We start from the raw sequence: 16,994 nt of genomic DNA on the forward strand, positions 1-16,994 counted from the left end.
GGTCGAATGACAGGATCGGCTTCCTTGATCTGTCGGCATGCGCCGGCGAAGGGCGCCTGCTTTCGACCGGCTGATGTCACTGACCCCGAACGACCAACCGATCACCACGCTCACTGCTGTGAGCGCAACACGCTCTGCCACCGTCCGGCTGTCCGCCGTCGCCGCGCCGCATGTGGCGGCGCTCGCTCTGATGCTGCACACCGAGAACGATTTCGGCTCGCGGCTCGGCTTCGTGCTGGCCTGGGGCATCCTGAACGGCTTCTGGCTGGTGCTGCTGCGGCGGCCTGCGGTGTCGGCCGCGCTGGCGCTGACCATGGTCGTGGTGCTGGTGCTGCTGTCGCAGCTCAAGCACGCTGTGGTCCAGATGACCGCGAACTTCGTCGACGTGATGCTGATCGATCACGACAGCGCGGCATTCCTGTTCACGATCTTTCCGAATCTCAAGCTGTCGGTGCTGGTGGCCGTCGCGGTCGTGTTGCCGCTGTTGGGGCTGCTGTGGTGGGCCGACCCGTTCCGGATCGCGCGGCTGCCGGCGCTCGCCGGCAAGCTCGCCTGCCTCGCGGCGCTGACGCTGTATTCGCTTAACTGGCGCGACGAGGCCTGGCGCGGCTACTATGACGACGGCTATCTGTCGAAATTCGCGCGCTCCGGCGTCACGGCGGTGTCCGACTTCCTCGCCAACGGCTTCATGGAATCCGACGCCACGGCTGATCGAAGTCTGGCTGCCTTCGTCCCGGATTCCTGTCATCCGGCCGCGCGCCGGCCGAACATCGTGCTGATCCACGACGAATCCAGTTTCGACATCCGCTCGGCTGAGGGCATCAAGGTGCCCGATGGCTATGGCAGCCACTTCAAGTCGTTCGACGGCAAGGCGCGGCAGTTCATGGCCGAGAGCAATGGCGGCCCGAGCTGGTTCACCGAGTACAACGTGCTCGCCGGCCTGTCGTCGCGATCGTTCGGCCGTTTCGCCTATTTCGTGACGCGGATCGCGTCCGGCCGGGTCGAGCGCGGCCTGCCGCTGGCGCTGCGCAATTGCGGCTACGACACGGTGTCGCTGTATCCCGCGCAGGGCGCCTTCATGAGCGCGCGCAGCTTTCAGACCACTGTCGGTGTCGATCGTTTCCTCGACGCGCGCGATCTCGGCGCCAAGGGCGTCGAGCCCGACGGCTTCTTCTACGACGCCGCGCTCGACCTGATGCAGCACCGGCCGCGCGGCAAGCCGCTGTTCATGTTCGTCTATCTCGCCGCCAACCATTTCCCGTGGGAGACGACGTTCCGGCCCGATTTGACGCCGTCCTGGCGTGCGCCCGGCAATCTGCCTTCGATCGACGAATATCTGCGCCGGCAGATGATGAGCGCAGCGGACTATCAGCGCTTTCTTGCGAGCCTGAAGAAGAGGTTCGGCGACCAGCCGTTCCTGATCGTCCGCTATGGCGATCACCAGCCGGAGTTCTCGCCGCACATTCTCGATCCCAAGCTCGACGAGGCCGGCATCGGCGAGAAGCTCGAAAGCTACGATCCGCGCTATTATCGGACGTATTACGCGATCGATGCCGTCAATTTCGAGCCGCGCCAGAGCGCGGTCGTGATGGACCGGATCGACGCCGCCTATCTGCCGCTGGTCACGCTCGAGGCCGCCGGAATTCCGCTCGATCCGTCCTTTGCCGAGCAGAAGGAGATCATGCTCCGCTGCAAGGGCGTGTTCTATGCCTGCGGCGACGGCGCCGAGGCGCGCCGCTTCAACCGCATGCTGATCGACGCCGAGCTGATCCGGGGGTTGTGACCGGCCGACGCCGAGGGGCGGCCGGTCTGGGGCGCAGCCGCCGCTGCTAATCCGCGGCCGCGTCGGTGACGATGCCGCCGATGTTCTGCCAGTGCGCGCCGTCGAACTGGATCATCTGCAACTGCTTGTTGACGCGATAGTCGGTCGGCGAGGTCGTGATGCTGATGCCCGGCAGCAGCATGCCGAGCTCGACATGGTCGAGATGGGTGGCCTGCTTCAGCACGTTCTCCCGCGTCAGCTCGTCGCCGCACTGCTTCAGCACCTGAACAAGCAGCTCGGCGGTGATGTAGCCATAGACGTTGAAGTTCGAGCCCTTGTCGCCGTCGGGATAGTATTTCTCCATGAAGGCGAGATAGCGCTGCACGCCGGGGTCGTTCTTGAAGCCCTCCTCGAGCGGGTCCTTGACGTAGCCGACGCTGATCAGGCCCTTGGCATTCTCGAGCCCGGCGGGCTTCAGGGTGGCGCCCAGCGAATTGGCATTGATGTCGACGATGTGGACCGGCTTCCAGCCGAGCTCGGCGACCTTCTTGATGGCCTGCGCCGCCTGCTTCGGCGTGGAGGCGCTGAACAGCAGATCGGCGCCGGCGTCCTTCAGCTTCAGGATGTGCGAATCGATCGTCGGCTCGGTGATCTCGTACGACGATTCGGCCACGATCATCTTGGCGGCCTTGTCGCCCAGCCCGGCCTTCAGGCCAGCGAGATAGTCGCGGCCGAGATCGTCGTTCTGGTAGAGCACGCCGATCTTGGCGTCGGGATGGGTCTTGAGAATGTACTGGCCGTAGATGCGTCCTTCGACGACGTAGCTCGGATTGAAGCCCATCGTCCAGGGAAAGTTCTTGGGATCGGTGAAGCGCGAGGCGCCGGTGGCCGCGAACAGTTGCGGCACCTTCTTCGCGTTGAGATATTTCTGCACGGCGACGTTCGGCGCGGTGCCGATGATCTGGAACGTCAGGAGCACCTCGTCGCTCTCGACCAGCTTGCGCACCTGCTCGACCGTCTTCGGCGGCGAGTAGGCGTCGTCATACTGGATCAGGTTGATCTTGCGGCCGTTCACGCCGCCCTGGTCGTTGATCATCTTCATATAGGCGGCCTGCGCCTTGCCAATCGTGGCATAGGCCGAGGCCGGGCCGCTCAGCGGCACGGTCTGGCCGACCTTGATCTCGCTGTCGCTGGCCCCGGTGTCGTACTTCTTCTCGGCCGCCGAAGCCGTCGCGGCGAGCGACAGCAGGGCAAGCGCGGCCAGCGCGGTGGTCCCAATCCTCATCACATCCACTCCCTGATCATTTTTTGTGAAACTCATTCGGCCTTGATGGCGGCGTCGCGGATGACCGCGCTCCATTTTTTGGTTTCGTCGGCGATGAACTGGCCGAACGCCGTGGGGTCGCGCGGCTGCACGTCGAGCCCTTGTGCGAACAGCTTCTGCTTCACCTCGGGAGCGGCGAGATCGGCGATGATCTCGCGCGACAGCCGGTCGACGATGGCTTGCGGCGTCGCGCCCGGCGCCATGAAGCCGTACCAGCCCGACGCGACCACGTTCGGCAGGCCCTGCTCGCGCAGCGTCGGCGCCTGCGGATAGATCGCGCTCGGCTCGGTGGCGGCGACGCCGAGCACGCGAAACTGGCCGGCCTGGATATAGGGCAGCGCCGTGCTGATCGCGGTCAGCGTCGCGTCGACGCGGCCGGCGAGCAGCTCGGTGTAGGCCATCGAGTCGCCGCGGAAGGGAATGTTGAGGCCGGTCACCTTGGCGTCGCGGAACAGCAGCTCGGCGGCGAGATGCGGCTGCGAGCCGGCGCCCGGCGAGGCGAAGGTCAGGCCTTCGGGCTTGGACTTGCCGTAGGCGATCAGCTCGGCGAGCGTCTTGAACGGCGCGTTGGCGCTGATCATCAGGAAGATCGGCGCGACGACGGTGCCGGCGACGGGGCGCAGATCCTTGACCGGGTCGTAGGTCAGCTTGCCGAACAGCGCTTCGGCGGTGACGTAGGGCGCAGCGGCGTAGAGCAGGGTGTAGCCGTCGGGCGCGGCGCGGGCGACGACGTCGTTGGCGATGCGGCTGCCGGCGCCCGGCTTGTTCTCGATGATGAACTGCTGACCGAGGTGATGTTCGAACTCCGTCGCCAGAAGGCGCAGTGAGATGTCGCTGGCGCCGCCGGCGCCATAGGGACAGATCAGCCGCACCATGCGGGTCGGCCACTCGCCCTCGGCGCGTGCGGGATGGCTGCGGCCCAGGGCCAGCGCGGCTCCGGCACCGAGCAGGCCACGGCGCGTCATCGTCAACGGTCTCATCGCGCATCTCCCTGTCTGCTGCATCCCTTGTCCGGGCTGCTCCGGCGCGTTCTTCGCTGCGCCTGGTCGTATCTGCTCGCGCCGCGTCAGATCACCTTCCTGCGCGCGAGATCGTCCATCTCCTGGTCTGACAGTCCAAGCCAGCCCTGATAGATCTCCAGGTTGTCCTGGCCGACGTCGCCCGCGGCATGGCGCAGCGCCGCGGGATCGTTGCCAAAGCGCGGTACGACGTTCGACATCGCCACCGAGCCGAAATCGCGATCGGGCACGCGCGTGATCATCTCGCGCGCGATCGCCTGCGGATCGGCCGCGATCTGGTCGATCGCGTAGATCGGCGCGATCGTTCCCTTGGCCGCGGTGAAGCGGGCGACGACCTCATCGAGGTCATGCGCCGCGCACCAGGCGGCGAAGATCGCGTTGAGCTCGGCCGAATGCTTCACCCGCGAGGCATTGTTCGCGAAGCGCGGATCCTCGATCAGGTCAGGACGGTCGATCGCGCGACAGTTGGCGGCGTAGAGCGCGTTGGTCGAGCCGGCGAGCGTCACCCAGCGATCGTTGCGGGTGCGATAGACCGCGGCCGGCGCCGAGTAGCCGTTGGCATTGCCGATCCGGCTGCGGCTGAAGCCGAGCTGGTCGTGCTCGACGGGCAACACGTCGAGCAAGCGGAAGACAGCCTCGGTCAGCGCCAGATCGATCTCCTCGCCCGGCGCCTCGGGATCGCGCGCCCGCTTCCACAACGCCGCCAGCACGCCGAGTGCGCCGAAGGCGCCGCCGATGGCATCGCCGATCGGATAGCCTGGATGGGTCGGCTCGCCCTCGGCCTCGCCGGTGATGTAGGTGAGCCCGCCCATTGCCTCGAAGATGCGGGCAAAGCCCGGACGGTCCTTGTACGGCCCGTCCTGCCCGAACGCGGTGGCGCGCAGGATGACGAGGCGCGGCTGGATCGACCACAGCACCTCCTTCGTCAGTCCCCAGCGATCGAGCGTGCCGGGGCGGAAGTTCTCGATCAGCACGTCGAAGCGCGGCAGCAGCCGCTTGAACAGCGCGAGCCCGTCGGGCGTGCGCAAATCGAGCGTCGCGAAGCTCTTGTTGCGGTTGGCGGTCTTCCACCACAGCGGCTTGCCGTCCTTGAACGGCGGGAAGGTGCGGACACCGTCGCCTTGGCCCGGCATCTCGATCTTCAGGACGTCGGCGCCATAGTCGGCGAGCAGCGTGGCCGCGAACGGCGCCGCGATGATCGTTGCGATGTCGAGAACGCGCAAACCCTGGAGTGGCCCGGCCATGTCGTGATGCACCTGTCTCAGCCGGCTTCGGCCGCAAGCGCCGGCTCCGGCGCGCGCCTGATGATCTCGGGCTCGGCTTCGTTGATGAGCGCCCGGATGCTGGCGGCGAGCGCCGTGATGCGCGGGCCGATCTCGGCCTCGAGCTGGCCCGGCTGCAGCCGGAAGGCGGGAATGCCGCAATTGATCGCGAAGGCGCGGCCGGAGCTGTTCGCGTAATGCAGCGGCGCGGCGACGGCGTGAATCGCGGGCATGTATTCGCCGATGCAGGTGCAGAAACCGCGCTCGGCACATTGCGTGATGCCGCCGAAATAGAGCGCGGAAAAATCGCTCCATTGCTCGGCGTCGCCGGCGGCGAGCTGCGCGTCGAAACGCGCGGCCGCGCCGGGCGGCAGGATCGACGACGCGGCGCGCCCCATCGCGGTCGCGACCACCGAGATCGGCATGCCGATGTCGGGAACATGCGGGCCGACGTCGCCGGAGCGCGCGGTCTCGACATAGACCACGGCGCTGCCGTCGAGCAGGCCGATCGACACCGTGCCGCGGACGCTCGCGGCGAGATCCTGCATCAGCGGCCGCGCGATCTGCCGGAACGGCATGTCGGCGAGCAGCGGATGCGCCATCCGCAACGCGCGGATGCCGAGGCGATACTTCGCGAGCGCCTGATCGAACGAGAGATAGCCGAGCTCGGTGAGGGTGTGGGTCAGCCGGGCCACGGTCGGCCGCGGAATTCCGGTCCGGACCGAGATGTCCATGTTGCCGAGCACCGCCGATCCGGTCCCGAACGCCTCCAGCACGAACAGGCCCTTGGCCAGGGTCGTGGCAAAGGCGGCATCGCTGGCGCTGTCCGCGAGCATCGTTTCGACGGCGCGGTCGCGGCTGATCGGGAGGGGGCGGGAAATGGACATGGTTGAAGAATGACCGATGACACCGGTGGAGTCCATATGCTTGTTATTTTCGGCTATGATCGTCCACTATGTGGACAAAGCGGCTGCAGTTTCCTTTGCTGCGCCCCGCGCCGGTCCCCTGATCGAGGGTTGTGAACCGGCCGGCGGACCGCTACCGCTGTCTCGTCAACGTCCGGGAGGAAATCGATGTCGACCTCAGTCAAGCAGATGCTGGAAGCCGCCAACGCCGCGGTGCCGAAGATCACGCCGGCCGAGGCGCAGGCGATGATCGCCAAGGGCAACACGCTGGTGCTCGACGTGCGCGATGCGCCGGAGGTCGAGAAGAGCGGCAAGATCGAAGGCGCGCATCACGTCTCGCGCGGCATGCTCGAATTCCGCGCCGATCCGGACTCGCCCTATCACGACAAGAATTTCAGCAAGGACAAGAGCGTCATTCTGTATTGCGCCTCCGGCGGCCGCTCGGCGCTGGCAGGGAAGACGCTGAAGGACCTCGGCTACGACAAGGTCTTCAATGTCGGCGCGTTCAAGGATTGGGCCGAGAGCGGCGGCGCGGTCGAGAAGCCGATCGAGCCGGGGATGTGAGATCACGTTCGATGCGGCGTTCGCATCGCTGCGATGGCAACGAGCGCGGCAGCGAGACCTGACGCCGCGCCGACGCCGAGTGCCCAGCGCGGGCCGAGGCTGTCGGCCACCCAGCCCACGATCGGCGCGCCGATCGGCGTGCCGCCGAGTGCGACGCCGACGCGCAGCGCCATCACCCGGCCGCGCATGGAGGGCTCGGTCGCAAGCTGCATCAGGCTGTTGGTGGTGTTGGTGAACATGAGCGCCGCGACGCCGATGACGACGAGCGCGGCGCCGAACAGCCAGATGGTCGGGGCGAGCGCGGCCAGCGTGCAGCCTAGTCCGAACAGGCCGCTGCCTGCGAGCAGCGCGCCAAATCTCGGCCTGCGCCGGCTGGCGTTGAACAGGGCGCCGGCAACCGTGCCGACGGCCATGACCGAGGACAACAGGCCGTAGCCGCGTGCATCGCTGTGAAAGACCTTGATCGCCATCGTCGAGACGAAGATCTGGAAGTTGAGCCCGAACGTTCCGATCAGGGCGAGCATGATCAAAGTGGCCCGGAGCTCCGGGTGGGACCATGCGTAGTGAAAGCCGGCGGTGACGCTCGCCAGGACGTTTCCCTTGGCGTGCTGCGCCCGCGGGTTCGGACGCAGATCGGCGATGCGGAGCAGGTTCAACGACGCCAGCACGGCCATGAACGACGCGCCGTTGATCAGGAAGGCCCAGCCGGTGCCGAACGCGGCGATCACCATGCCGGCGATTGCCGGGCCGATCATCCGCGCGGCGTTGAACGATGTCGAGTTGAGCGCGATCGCGTTGGGCAAATCGTCGTTCCCGACCAACTCGGCGACGAACGTCTGGCGCACCGGAGCGTCGAAGGCTGCCGCGCAGCCGAACAGGAATGCGAACACGTCGACTTGCCAGAGCTGGACGACGCCGGTCACGGTGAGAAGGCCGAGGATGAGCGCGAACGCTCCCATCGTCGCCTGGGTGGCGATCAAGACCCGTCGCTGATTGAAATGGTCGGCCACGTAGCCGGTCAGAGGTAACAGCAGGAGCTGCGGCCCGTACTGCAGCGCCATCACCGTGCCGACGGCGGACGCGTTATGCGAGGTGAGCTGGATCAGCACCAGCCAAGTCTGGGCGGTGCGTTGCATCCAGGTGCCGATATTGGAGACGAGCGCGCCGGCCGCCCAGACCCGGTAGTTGAACTTGTGCAGCGACCGGAACATGCCCGGCGCCTTGCCCGTCATGATCGCTTCCGCAGATCGCCACCATGGAGCGCGCCGAAGTGTCGCGCGAGCATCAGGCCGATGGCGAGCGAGCCGAGGCCGAGAGCCACGACATCGCTTGTGTTTCTCAGTTCGAAATCGCCGACGCGGCAGACCAGCAGATAGCCGACGGCGACGTTGAACAGGCCCCAGAGCACGTTCACCGTCGACGAGGAGAGGCCGCGTCCCGAAGGTTTCGCGAACGGGCTCTGGAACGGCTGACCCATCAGGCCGGCCACGACATGCGGAACGGCGTTGGCCAGGAAGGCGCCGCCGAAGAAATAGGAAAAGAGATCAAGCCAGGTCATGTCAGGGGGGTCCTCGCGTCGAGCAGTCGGATGATGTCCGCAGACGTGCCGGTTTCGCCCAGTCGCGGAAAGACATGGGTGAGGCTGTACTGGTGCGCCTCGGGGCGCGTGTCGGTCATGGCGTCGACGGCGAGCGTGACGTTGAAGCCCTGCTCATACGCTTGCCGCGCCGTGGACTCGACGCCGGTGCCGGTGGCCACGCCGGCAACGACCACCTGCGTCACGTCGCGCGCCTTCAATCGTGTCTCCAGATCGGTGCTGGCGAAGGCGCCCCAGGTCCGCTTGGTCACCACGATGTCGTGCGGTTGCCGGTTCAGCTCGGGGATGAGATCGGCCCAGTCCGCAGGGAACGGCGCGGTGAGACGTGTCGGCCGCTCGGTCCGTCCCGGGGCGGTGCCGGCGACATTGACCAGCACGACCGGAAGCCTGAGCGCGCGGAAACGTTCCGCCAAGGCGGAAGCGCGTGCGATGACCTCGCCGATCGGATGCAGCAAGCATGCGCCGACGATGCCTTTCTGCAGATCGACAACGATGAGCGCGGTATTCAGATCGAGCTGCGTGAGCGCCATTGATGATCTCCTCTTGCACGCGGCGCGCGTTTGCGCGCGGCCGTCACGCGTCAGTCGTCGACCAGGCGCCTGAGCAGCACGATGGCTGAAGCGAGTTGCTGCTGCTCCGCTGGCGAGAGCCGCGCCGCGATGGTGCGCGACAGCCAGTCCTGCCGCGCGGCGCGTCCTTCGTCGATCCGGACGCGGCATGCCTCTGTCAGCGAAAGGATGGTCTGCCGGCCGTCCCCCGGGTCCGGCGATCCGCGCACCAGGCCGGCGCTTTCCAGCGCTGCAATGATTGGCCCCATCGATTGCGGCCGCATCCCCTCGATCCGCGCGAGATGCGAGGCCGTCGTGGGCCCGTCTTTTTCGAGGCGAAGCAGCACCGATACCTGAGACGGCGGCAGATCGCCCGCGTCAGCCTGCTCGCGCAGCCGGCGCTTCAGCTTGCCGGCGACCGCCCGCAGCTCGCCAGCCAGGGCATGGGTAGCGGGCGGGGGGACCTTCCGGGGTGACTGTCGGCTCATGCCGCAAGGCTATGGCAGGTCAGTTATGAAGTCAATCTTATAAGTTTAACTGATGATATGCGCGGTCCCCGGGGCGTTGTGGCTCGAACACGTTCGCTCGCTCTGCAAGAGCCCTTATCGGGCTCGCGCGCGAGAGATGATTGCGATTGAATTGGCCGGACAAGCAGTCGTAACGTCGGGAGCGATCAGGCAGAACTCGGAAAGCGGATGATCTACTTCCCGATCTTCGCCCACAGCCAGCGCGCCACCGCCTGCGGCGAGGACTCCGCGTCACTGCCGGAGGCGCGCAGATTGGCCTGCTGCATCGTCGCGATGTCGATGCGGCCGAGCAGCGGTCGTAACGCATCCTGCAACGCGCGGTCCTCGGCACGCTTCGGCGACAGCAGCAGGATCGCGTCGTAAGGCGGGATCGCCTGCTTGGGGTCGTCGAGCACGACGAGATCGTATTTCGCGATCAGGCCGTCGCTGGTGTAGCCGGCGATGACGTCGACCTCGCCGGAGGCGGCCGCGGCATACATGAAGTCGGGCTGCATCTGGCGCTGGGCGCGGAAGGCGAGGCCATAGGCGTCGCGCAAGGCCGCCCATTCCGGGCGCGAGAAGAACTCGTAGTCGCCGGCGATCGACATGTCGCTGGTGTGACGCGCGAGGTCGGCGATCGAGCGGATGCCGAGCGCCTCGGCCGTCTTGCGCGGCATCACCAGCGCGTAGGCGTTCTCGAAGCCGAGCTCGCCGAGCAGGCTCACCTTGTCCTTGGCGAGATCCTGCTTCAGCGCATCGAGCAGCGCGGCGCGCGGCAACGGCTCCTTGTGGTGAAACTGGTTGGCCCACAGCGTGCCGGAATAGTCGACATAGGCATCGATGTCGCCGTTCTTGAGCGCCTCATAGATCACGCTGGAGCCAAGCCCGGCGCGTGTCGTCGCCGAGAGACCGGTTGCCTGCAGCCGCTCGCTGATCAAGGCCGACAGCACATATTGCTCGGTAAAAGTCTTGGCGCCGATCACGTAGCGTGCCGAGCTGCCGGCCAGCGAGGGCAGGAGACTGGCGCCGACCATCAGCGCGATGGTTGCGGTGCCAAGCCCGACACGGGCACGGCTGCGCCTGCGCAGGCCATGCTCGATCAGCGCCAGCAACTGATCGATGGCAAGCGCCAGCACGGCGGCGGCGACGCAGCCGAACACGACCAGCACCCAGTTCTGGGTCTGCAGCCCGGCAAAGATGTAGTTGCCGAGCGAGGTCTGGCCGATCGGCGTCGACAAGGTCGCGGTGCCGATCACCCACACCGCAGCGGTGCGGATGCCGGCCATGATCACCGGCAGCGCCAGCGGCAGCTCCACCATCGTGAGCGCCTGGCGCTCGGTCATGCCGACGCCTTTGGCGGCCTCGATCAGGCTTGCGTCGACGCCGTTCAGCCCGGTGATGGTGTTGCGCAGCACCGGCAGCATCGAATACAGCGCCAGCGCCAGCACCGCGGGCAGGAAGCCGAAGGCCGAGAACGAGAGCCCGAACCAGCGCAAGGTGAGTGCCGTCAGCGCCAGCAGCAGCGGATAGAACAGCGCCAGCAGCGCCAGTCCCGGCACCGTCTGCACCACGCTTGCCGCGCCGAGCAGCAGATTGCGCAGGGCAGGGCGATTGCGCGCGAGCAGCGCCAGTGGAAAGCTCACGGCAAGGCCGAGCGCCAGCGCGGCGAGGCTCACGCGCAGATGGCTGCCGAGATAGTCAGGGAGATGCGACAGCGCCTCGGTGAAGCGTGGATCGGACAGGGCGCTCATGCTGCGCCGCTTTCGGGCAGCAGCGCGGCCAGCCGCGCCGCCTGCCGGCGCGGCGTCGTCATCAGCTCCGTCACGTAGGGTTCGCGGCTGGCCGCGAGCTCGGCCGGCGTGCCGATCTCGATTAGGCGTCCGCCGCGCATCACTGCGATGCGGTCGGCGAGCAGCAGGGCCTCGGTGATGTCGTGCGTGATCATGATCGTGGTCAGCGCGAACTGCTCGTGCAGGGCGCGGTAGTCGCTGCCGAGCGCATCACGCGTCAGCGGATCGAGCGCGCCGAACGGCTCGTCCATCAGCACGATCTTCGGCCGCGCCGCGAGCGCGCGGGCGACGCCGACGCGCTGGCGCTGGCCGCCGGAGAGCTCGTGCGGCAGCCGGTCGCGATGGGCCTTGCGGTCGAGCCGCACGAGGTCGAGCAGCTCGCCGACGCGCGTGGCGATCTCGGCCGGCGGGGTCCCCAGCAGCCTGGGGGTGATGCCGATGTTGGCGGCAACCGTCATGTGCGGAAACAGCGCCCCGTTCTGGAACACGGTGCCAATCCGGCGACGCAGGCTGACAGGATCGAGGCCGGCGATATCCTCACCGGCAATCCGGATCGCGCCGCCGTCCAGCTCGATCAGGCGGTTGGTCAGCCGCAGCAGCGTGGTCTTGCCCGAGCCGGAGCCGCCCACGATCGCCAGGAACTCACCCTCGGCGACCTCCATCGATACGCCGTCGACCGCGGTCACGGTGACCGACGGACCAGGAAAGCTCTTGCGGACGTTGGCGTAGACGATGAACGGCGTGCGCGGCATGCGGCCTTGCGGAACGGTTGGCCGAGGTGTTGGCGGAGGTGTTGGCCTTGGGCTCAGTCAGATGACCTAGCACGTCCGGGCCGCGCGTTGAACTTCGCCGCGCAAGCGGCTAAGCCGTCCCGGCCATTCTCCGGGGAGGAACTTGGACGTGACGATGCCCACGGCCGCCGCGGTCGCGCTGGAGCGAACGACGGTGGCATTCCGTCTCGCCGGCGGACGCACCTACACCGCCGTCGAGACGGCGGATCTGGCCGTCGCCGACGGCGAGTTCGTCGCCATCGTCGGGCCGACCGGCTGCGGCAAATCCACCCTTCTCAACGTGGCGGCGGGACTGCTGAAGCCGGCCGCCGGCCAGGTGCGCATCTTCGGCCAGCCGCTGGCCGGCCTCAATCGCGACGCCGGCTATCTGTTCCAGGCCGATGCGTTGTTCCCATGGAAGACCGCGCTGGAGAACGTCGCGATCGGGCTCGAGGTCGCGGGCTCGCCGTCGAAGGATGCGGCCGCCAAGGCGCAGCAATGGCTGACCTCGGTCGGCCTCGGCGCCTTCGGCAACCGCTATCCGCACATGCTGTCTGGCGGCCAGCGCAAGCGCGTCGGGCTCGCCCAGGTGCTGATCCGCAATCCCCGCATCATCCTGATGGACGAGCCGTTCGGGCCGCTCGACGCGCAGACCCGGCAGATCATGGGCAATTTGCTGCTCGATCTCTGGAATGCCGACCGCAAGGCGGTGCTGTTCGTCACTCACGATCTGGAGGAGGCGATCGCGCTCGCCGACCGCGTCGTCATCATGTCGGCCGGCCCCGCCTCGCGCATCATCGGCGACTGGCGCGTGACCCTGCCGCGTCCGCGCGACATCTTCGAGGTGCGCATGAAGCACGAGTTCCACGAACTGCATCGCGAGATCTGGCAGACGCTGAAGTCCGAGGTCGAGAAGACCTACAAGCAGGCGGAGGCGGTGTGATGGGGGCGGCAATGAGCTTCGTGGGAGCCCCGCTGTTTCGGCGCGTGCAGTGTGCTCCCTCCCCCCTTGTGGGGGAGGGTCGGGGAGGGGGGTACCCCGGAAAGACTGGTGGTTGGGGGACCCCCCTCCCCAGCCCTCCCCCACAAGGGGGGAGGGAGCGCAGCGGCGCAAGTGGCGTCGGCCGTGGACCCCTCACGCAGCGCGAGGCGGCCTGAATGTCGCGTCTTGGTTTGCTCGCGCTGCAGCTGCTGGTCGCCATCGTCGCGATTGCGCTGTGGCAGTTCTTCGCCACCGTGCCGGTGTTCGGGCGCATCTGGCTTCCGCCATTCTTCTTCTCCAATCCGGTCGACGTATCAGCGCAGGTCGTCAAATGGTTCTCGACCGGCGCGATCTGGAAGCACCTCGCGATCACCCTGTGGGAATCGATCCTGGCGTTCGCGATCGGCTCGCTCGGCGGCGTCCTGGTCGGCTTCTGGTTCGCGCGCAAGCCGCTGGTGGCCGCCGTGTTCGATCCCTACGTCAAGATGGCCAATGCGCTGCCGCGCGTGGTGCTGGCGCCGATCTTCACGCTGTGGCTGGGCTTGGGGATCTGGTCCAAGGTCGCGCTCGGCGTGACGCTCGTCTTCTTCATCGTGTTCTTCAACGTCTATCAGGGCGTGAAGGAGGTCTCGACCGTGGTGCGCGACAATGCCCGCATGCTCGGCATGAGCGAGCGGCAGTTGATGCGCCACGTCTATTGGCCGTCGGCGCTGTCCTGGATGTTCTCGTCGCTGCACACCTCGGTGGGCTTCGCCGTCGTCGGCGCTGTCGTCGGCGAATATCTCGGCTCGGCCGCCGGCCTCGGCTATCTGATCCAGCAGGCCGAAGGCATCTTCGACGTCGCCGGCGTGTTCGCCGGCATGTTCGTGCTGTCGGCGTTCGTCATCCTGATCGACATCTGCGTCACGCTGGTGGAGCGGCGGCTCCTGGTGTGGCGGCCTGATGCGGCGGATGGGCGGTGAGGGGCGCGGTGCTCCCACATCCTCCGCCGTCGTCCCGGCGAACGCCGGGACCCATACCGCGTGATATCGCGGTTGGAAAAGACGGGTCGTCCCGTGTGCCCCAAACCACTCCCTGGGGTTATGGGTCCCGGCGTTCGCCGGGACGACGGCGGTGGGTGGCGCAGCCTTCTAAAGCCACATCAACACGCCTAATCTGACCAACGACAGAACGGAGGAAACACATGAACAAGATCATCGGCCGGGTCACCGGCGCGCTGCTGGCGCTGACGCTGAGCACCGGTCTCGCCAGCGCGGCCACCAAGGTTACCATCGCAATCGGCGGCGGCGCGTGCCTGTGCTATCTGCCGACCGTGCTGGCCAAGCAGCTCGGCGAATACGAGAAGGCCGGGCTCGACGTCGAGCTGGTCGATCTCAAGGGCGGCTCGGATGCGCTGAAGGCGGTGCTCGGCGGCAGCGCCGACGTCGTCTCCGGCTATTTCGATCACTGCGTCAATCTCGCGGCCAAGAAGCAGGAGATGCAGTCCTTCGTCGTCTACGACCGCTATCCCGGTCTCGTGCTGGTGGTGGCGCCGTCGCACAACAAGGAGATCAGCTCGATCAAGGATCTCGCCGGCAAGAAGGTCGGCGTCAGCGCGCCGGGCTCCTCGACCGACTTCTTCCTGAAGTACATGCTGAAGAAGAACGGCCTCGATCCGTCGGGTACCGCCGTGATCGGCGTCGGCCTGGGCGCGACCGCGGTGGCGGCGATGGAGCAGGGCCAGATCGACGCGGCCGTGATGCTCGATCCCTCGGTCACCGTGCTGCAGGGCAAGCATCCTGACCTCAAGATCCTCAGCGATACCCGCACCCAGCACGACACGCTGGAGGTGTTCGGCGGCGAATATCCCGGCGGCGCGCTGTACTCGACGGCGGCCTGGATCGCCGGCCATGACAAGGAGGCGCAGGCGCTGACCAACGCCATCGTGGCGACGCTGGGCTGGATCCATTCGCATACGCCGGAGGAGATCATGGCGAAGATGCCGGAGGAGCTCGTTGGCAAGGACAAGGCGCTGTATCTCGCGGCGCTGAAGAACACCATTCCGATGTACTCCCAGACCGGCAAGATGGATCCGAAGGGCGCCGACGCCGTGCTCGCGGTGTTCTCGACCGGCTCGCCCGACGTCGCCAAGGCCAATGTCGACGTCAGCAAGACCTTCACCAACAAGTTCGTCGAGCAGGCGAAGGGCGCGAAATAGCGGATGACGGACGTCGTCATCCAGCGCGTCACCACGCTCGACCTCAAGGTCGAGCCGTGGGACTGGCCGTTCGCGAACCAGCGCCGCGACGACATCGCGGCGCATTTCGCGGAATGCCAGCGCGCGAGGCCCGGCCTGTGGAACGGCCGTGTGCTGCTCGGGCGCAATCCGCGCATCGCGGATGGACGTTTTTCGGCGAGCTATTTCGAGACCGATTTCGCCAGCCTGCTGGCGTGGCGCGACTGGGGCTTTCCGGATCGCACCGCCTTCAACGGCTTCGGCATGGGCGCGCTGCGGTCCGCGGACGGCGCCTTCGTGCTCGGCGAGATGGGCGCGCATACCGCCAATGCCGGCCGGCTGTACTTTCCCGCCGGCACGCCGGATCTCGACGACGTCAGCGACGGTGTGCTCGATCTCGCCGCCAACGTCGCGCGCGAGGTCGAGGAGGAGACGGGACTCGCGCCATCGGACTATCAGGCCGCGGCGCATTGGGACTGTGTCGTGACCGGCGCGTCGATCGCGCTGATGCGCGTGCTCGACGCCTCTGACATGGGCGAGGCTCTGCAGCGCCGCATCGAGGCCAACCTCGCGGCCCAGGACGAGCCGGAACTCTGCTCGATACGGCTGGTTCGAAGCAGGAATGATCTGACTGCGGCGATGCCGCGCTTCGTGACCGCCTTCCTCGAAACGCAATTCAGCCCCGGAGAGCCGTCCTCATGAGCAAGAAACCGCGCACGCTGGCCGATGAGCTCGATGGTTTCATCTCGCCGTTCCGGATCGATGGCGGGCACAAGTTTCATCTCAAGTCGCATAAGACCAAGGTCAAGGGCGGCCTCGCCAAGGAAGAGGGCGAGGCGATCATCGAGCGGAACCGCCAGCGGCTCGCCGACTTCCAGGAGAAGCTCTACGCGCAGGACCGCTGGTCGGTGCTGGTGCTGCTGCAGGGCATGGACGCCTCCGGCAAGGACAGCGCGATCAAGAGCATCTTCGAGGGCGTCAATCCGCAGGGCTGCGAGGTCACCTCGTTCAAGCAGCCGACCTCCAAGGAGCTCGACCACGACTTCATGTGGCGCAGCGCCATCGCGCTCCCCGAGCGCGGCCGCATCGGCATCTTCAACCGCTCCTACTACGAGGAATGCCTGGTCACGCGCGTGCATCCGGAGATCCTGAAAGCGGAGAAGCTGCCGCCGCGGCTCGTCACCAAGAACATCTGGCACGAGCGCTTCGAGGACATCTCCGCGTTCGAGCGCTACCTCACGCGCAACGGCACCGTGATCCTGAAGTTCTTCCTCAACATCTCCAAGGAGGAGCAGCGCGAGCGCTTTCTCGACCGGCTGGAGGAGCCGGCGAAGAACTGGAAGTTCTCGATGGGCGACGTCACCGAGCGCGCGAGGTGGAATCGCTACCAGGCGGTCTATCAGGACATCGTGCGCCACACCTCGACGCCCTATGCGCCGTGGCATGTCGTTCCGGCCGACCACAAATGGTTCGCCCGTGTCGTCATCGGCTCGACCATCGTCGCCGCGCTGGATGGCCTGGACCTGCATTTTCCGCGCGTCGACGCCGGCTCGCGCGAGGAGTTCAAGGCGGTGCGCAAGGCGCTCGAGAGCGAAGGCAAGGGCGGCAAGAAGGGCTGAGCGCGAAGCGCTCATCGCACTCTCTCGTTCGTCCGTGGCACCCGCTCGTCAGCTCGTCATGCCCGGGCTTGACCCACGGCTGTCCGGTTCAGCTTCCGCATATTGCGAGGCTCAACTGTTGTGGGTTTTTG

17 protein-coding genes are annotated in these 16,994 nt (G+C 66.8%); 7 read left to right on the forward strand and 10 right to left on the reverse strand.

What is annotated here, in order from left to right; translation table 11 throughout:
* Positions 1 to 73 precede the first annotated feature (73 nt).
* On the forward strand, positions 74 to 1,783 hold the full coding sequence (locus ACQR10_RS23475) for a sulfatase-like hydrolase/transferase (protein WP_434912088.1): 1,710 nt from the start codon (positions 74 to 76) through the stop codon (positions 1,781 to 1,783).
* Between the two features lie 46 nt (positions 1,784 to 1,829).
* Here ACQR10_RS23475 and ACQR10_RS23480 read toward each other — a convergent pair whose 3' ends face one another.
* From ACQR10_RS23480 to ACQR10_RS23495, 4 genes are all read right to left on the reverse strand, one after another.
* Positions 1,830 to 3,047: an ABC transporter substrate-binding protein gene (locus ACQR10_RS23480; RefSeq protein WP_434894388.1), complete on the reverse strand. Its 1,218-nt coding sequence runs from the start codon at positions 3,045 to 3,047 to the stop codon at positions 1,830 to 1,832.
* A gap of 32 nt (positions 3,048 to 3,079) precedes the next feature.
* Positions 3,080 to 4,066, reverse strand: coding sequence for a Bug family tripartite tricarboxylate transporter substrate binding protein (locus tag ACQR10_RS23485; protein ID WP_316217051.1), 987 nt, complete (start codon positions 4,064 to 4,066; stop codon positions 3,080 to 3,082).
* Between the two features lie 86 nt (positions 4,067 to 4,152).
* Positions 4,153 to 5,349, reverse strand: a complete 1,197-nt coding sequence (locus tag ACQR10_RS23490; RefSeq protein WP_316217050.1) for a CaiB/BaiF CoA transferase family protein — start codon at positions 5,347 to 5,349, stop codon at positions 4,153 to 4,155.
* A gap of 17 nt (positions 5,350 to 5,366) precedes the next feature.
* Positions 5,367 to 6,254 (reverse strand): IclR family transcriptional regulator, encoded by an 888-nt coding sequence (locus ACQR10_RS23495; protein ID WP_316217049.1) that lies wholly within the window; start codon positions 6,252 to 6,254, stop codon positions 5,367 to 5,369.
* Positions 6,255 to 6,440: 186 nt separating this feature from the next.
* On the opposite strand from ACQR10_RS23495, the gene ACQR10_RS23500 reads away from it, so the two are divergent.
* On the forward strand, positions 6,441 to 6,836 hold the full coding sequence (locus ACQR10_RS23500; RefSeq protein WP_315805584.1) for a rhodanese-like domain-containing protein: 396 nt from the start codon (positions 6,441 to 6,443) through the stop codon (positions 6,834 to 6,836).
* Between the two features lie 2 nt (positions 6,837 to 6,838).
* Here the strand turns inward: ACQR10_RS23500 and ACQR10_RS23505 are convergent, their stop codons facing one another.
* From ACQR10_RS23505 to ACQR10_RS23530, 6 genes are all read right to left on the reverse strand, one after another.
* On the reverse strand, positions 6,839 to 8,068 hold the full coding sequence (locus tag ACQR10_RS23505; protein WP_316183552.1) for an MFS transporter: 1,230 nt from the start codon (positions 8,066 to 8,068) through the stop codon (positions 6,839 to 6,841).
* On the reverse strand, positions 8,065 to 8,394 hold the full coding sequence (locus ACQR10_RS23510; protein WP_315805586.1) for a hypothetical protein: 330 nt from the start codon (positions 8,392 to 8,394) through the stop codon (positions 8,065 to 8,067). The genes ACQR10_RS23505 and ACQR10_RS23510 overlap by 4 nt, the downstream gene beginning before the upstream one ends.
* Complete coding sequence (locus ACQR10_RS23515) at positions 8,391 to 8,963, reverse strand: isochorismatase family protein (RefSeq protein WP_316217048.1); 573 nt, start codon at positions 8,961 to 8,963, stop codon at positions 8,391 to 8,393. The genes ACQR10_RS23510 and ACQR10_RS23515 overlap by 4 nt, the downstream gene beginning before the upstream one ends.
* Positions 8,964 to 9,013: 50 nt before the next feature.
* Positions 9,014 to 9,469 carry a MarR family winged helix-turn-helix transcriptional regulator gene (locus ACQR10_RS23520; RefSeq protein ID WP_316183550.1) on the reverse strand — a complete coding sequence of 152 codons (456 nt, stop codon included), beginning with the start codon at positions 9,467 to 9,469 and terminating at the stop codon, positions 9,014 to 9,016.
* A 212-nt stretch (positions 9,470 to 9,681) separates the two neighbouring features.
* A complete protein-coding gene (locus ACQR10_RS23525) occupies positions 9,682 to 11,238 on the reverse strand; it encodes a glycine betaine ABC transporter substrate-binding protein (RefSeq protein WP_316217047.1) in 1,557 nt (518 codons plus the stop codon).
* On the reverse strand, positions 11,235 to 12,029 hold the full coding sequence (locus ACQR10_RS23530) for an ATP-binding cassette domain-containing protein (protein WP_315805590.1): 795 nt from the start codon (positions 12,027 to 12,029) through the stop codon (positions 11,235 to 11,237). The genes ACQR10_RS23525 and ACQR10_RS23530 overlap by 4 nt, the downstream gene beginning before the upstream one ends.
* Positions 12,030 to 12,183: 154 nt before the next feature.
* Between ACQR10_RS23530 and ACQR10_RS23535 the strand changes: the two genes are divergently transcribed.
* The 5 genes from ACQR10_RS23535 to ACQR10_RS23555 all read left to right on the forward strand — a co-directional run bounded on the left by ACQR10_RS23535 (position 12,184) and on the right by ACQR10_RS23555 (position 16,863).
* Positions 12,184 to 12,990: an ABC transporter ATP-binding protein gene (locus ACQR10_RS23535; RefSeq protein WP_315805599.1), complete on the forward strand. Its 807-nt coding sequence runs from the start codon at positions 12,184 to 12,186 to the stop codon at positions 12,988 to 12,990.
* A gap of 215 nt (positions 12,991 to 13,205) precedes the next feature.
* Positions 13,206 to 13,991, forward strand: a complete 786-nt coding sequence (locus ACQR10_RS23540; RefSeq protein ID WP_315805591.1) for an ABC transporter permease — start codon at positions 13,206 to 13,208, stop codon at positions 13,989 to 13,991.
* Positions 13,992 to 14,212: 221 nt separating this feature from the next.
* The gene (locus ACQR10_RS23545) at positions 14,213 to 15,226 is read left to right on the forward strand and encodes an ABC transporter substrate-binding protein (RefSeq protein ID WP_315805592.1); all 1,014 of its coding nucleotides are present in this window, start codon (positions 14,213 to 14,215) and stop codon (positions 15,224 to 15,226) included.
* 3 nt (positions 15,227 to 15,229) lie between these two features.
* Positions 15,230 to 15,946: an NUDIX hydrolase gene (locus ACQR10_RS23550; protein WP_316217046.1), complete on the forward strand. Its 717-nt coding sequence runs from the start codon at positions 15,230 to 15,232 to the stop codon at positions 15,944 to 15,946.
* A complete protein-coding gene (locus ACQR10_RS23555; protein ID WP_316217045.1) occupies positions 15,943 to 16,863 on the forward strand; it encodes a polyphosphate kinase 2 family protein in 921 nt (306 codons plus the stop codon). Before ACQR10_RS23550 ends, ACQR10_RS23555 begins: the two co-directional genes overlap by 4 nt.
* Positions 16,864 to 16,994 lie beyond the last annotated feature (131 nt).

The sequence above is a fragment of the Bradyrhizobium sp. HKCCYLRH2060 genome (assembly GCF_051168135.1).
In the GTDB taxonomy this organism is placed as follows: Bacteria; Pseudomonadota; Alphaproteobacteria; order Rhizobiales; family Xanthobacteraceae; genus Bradyrhizobium.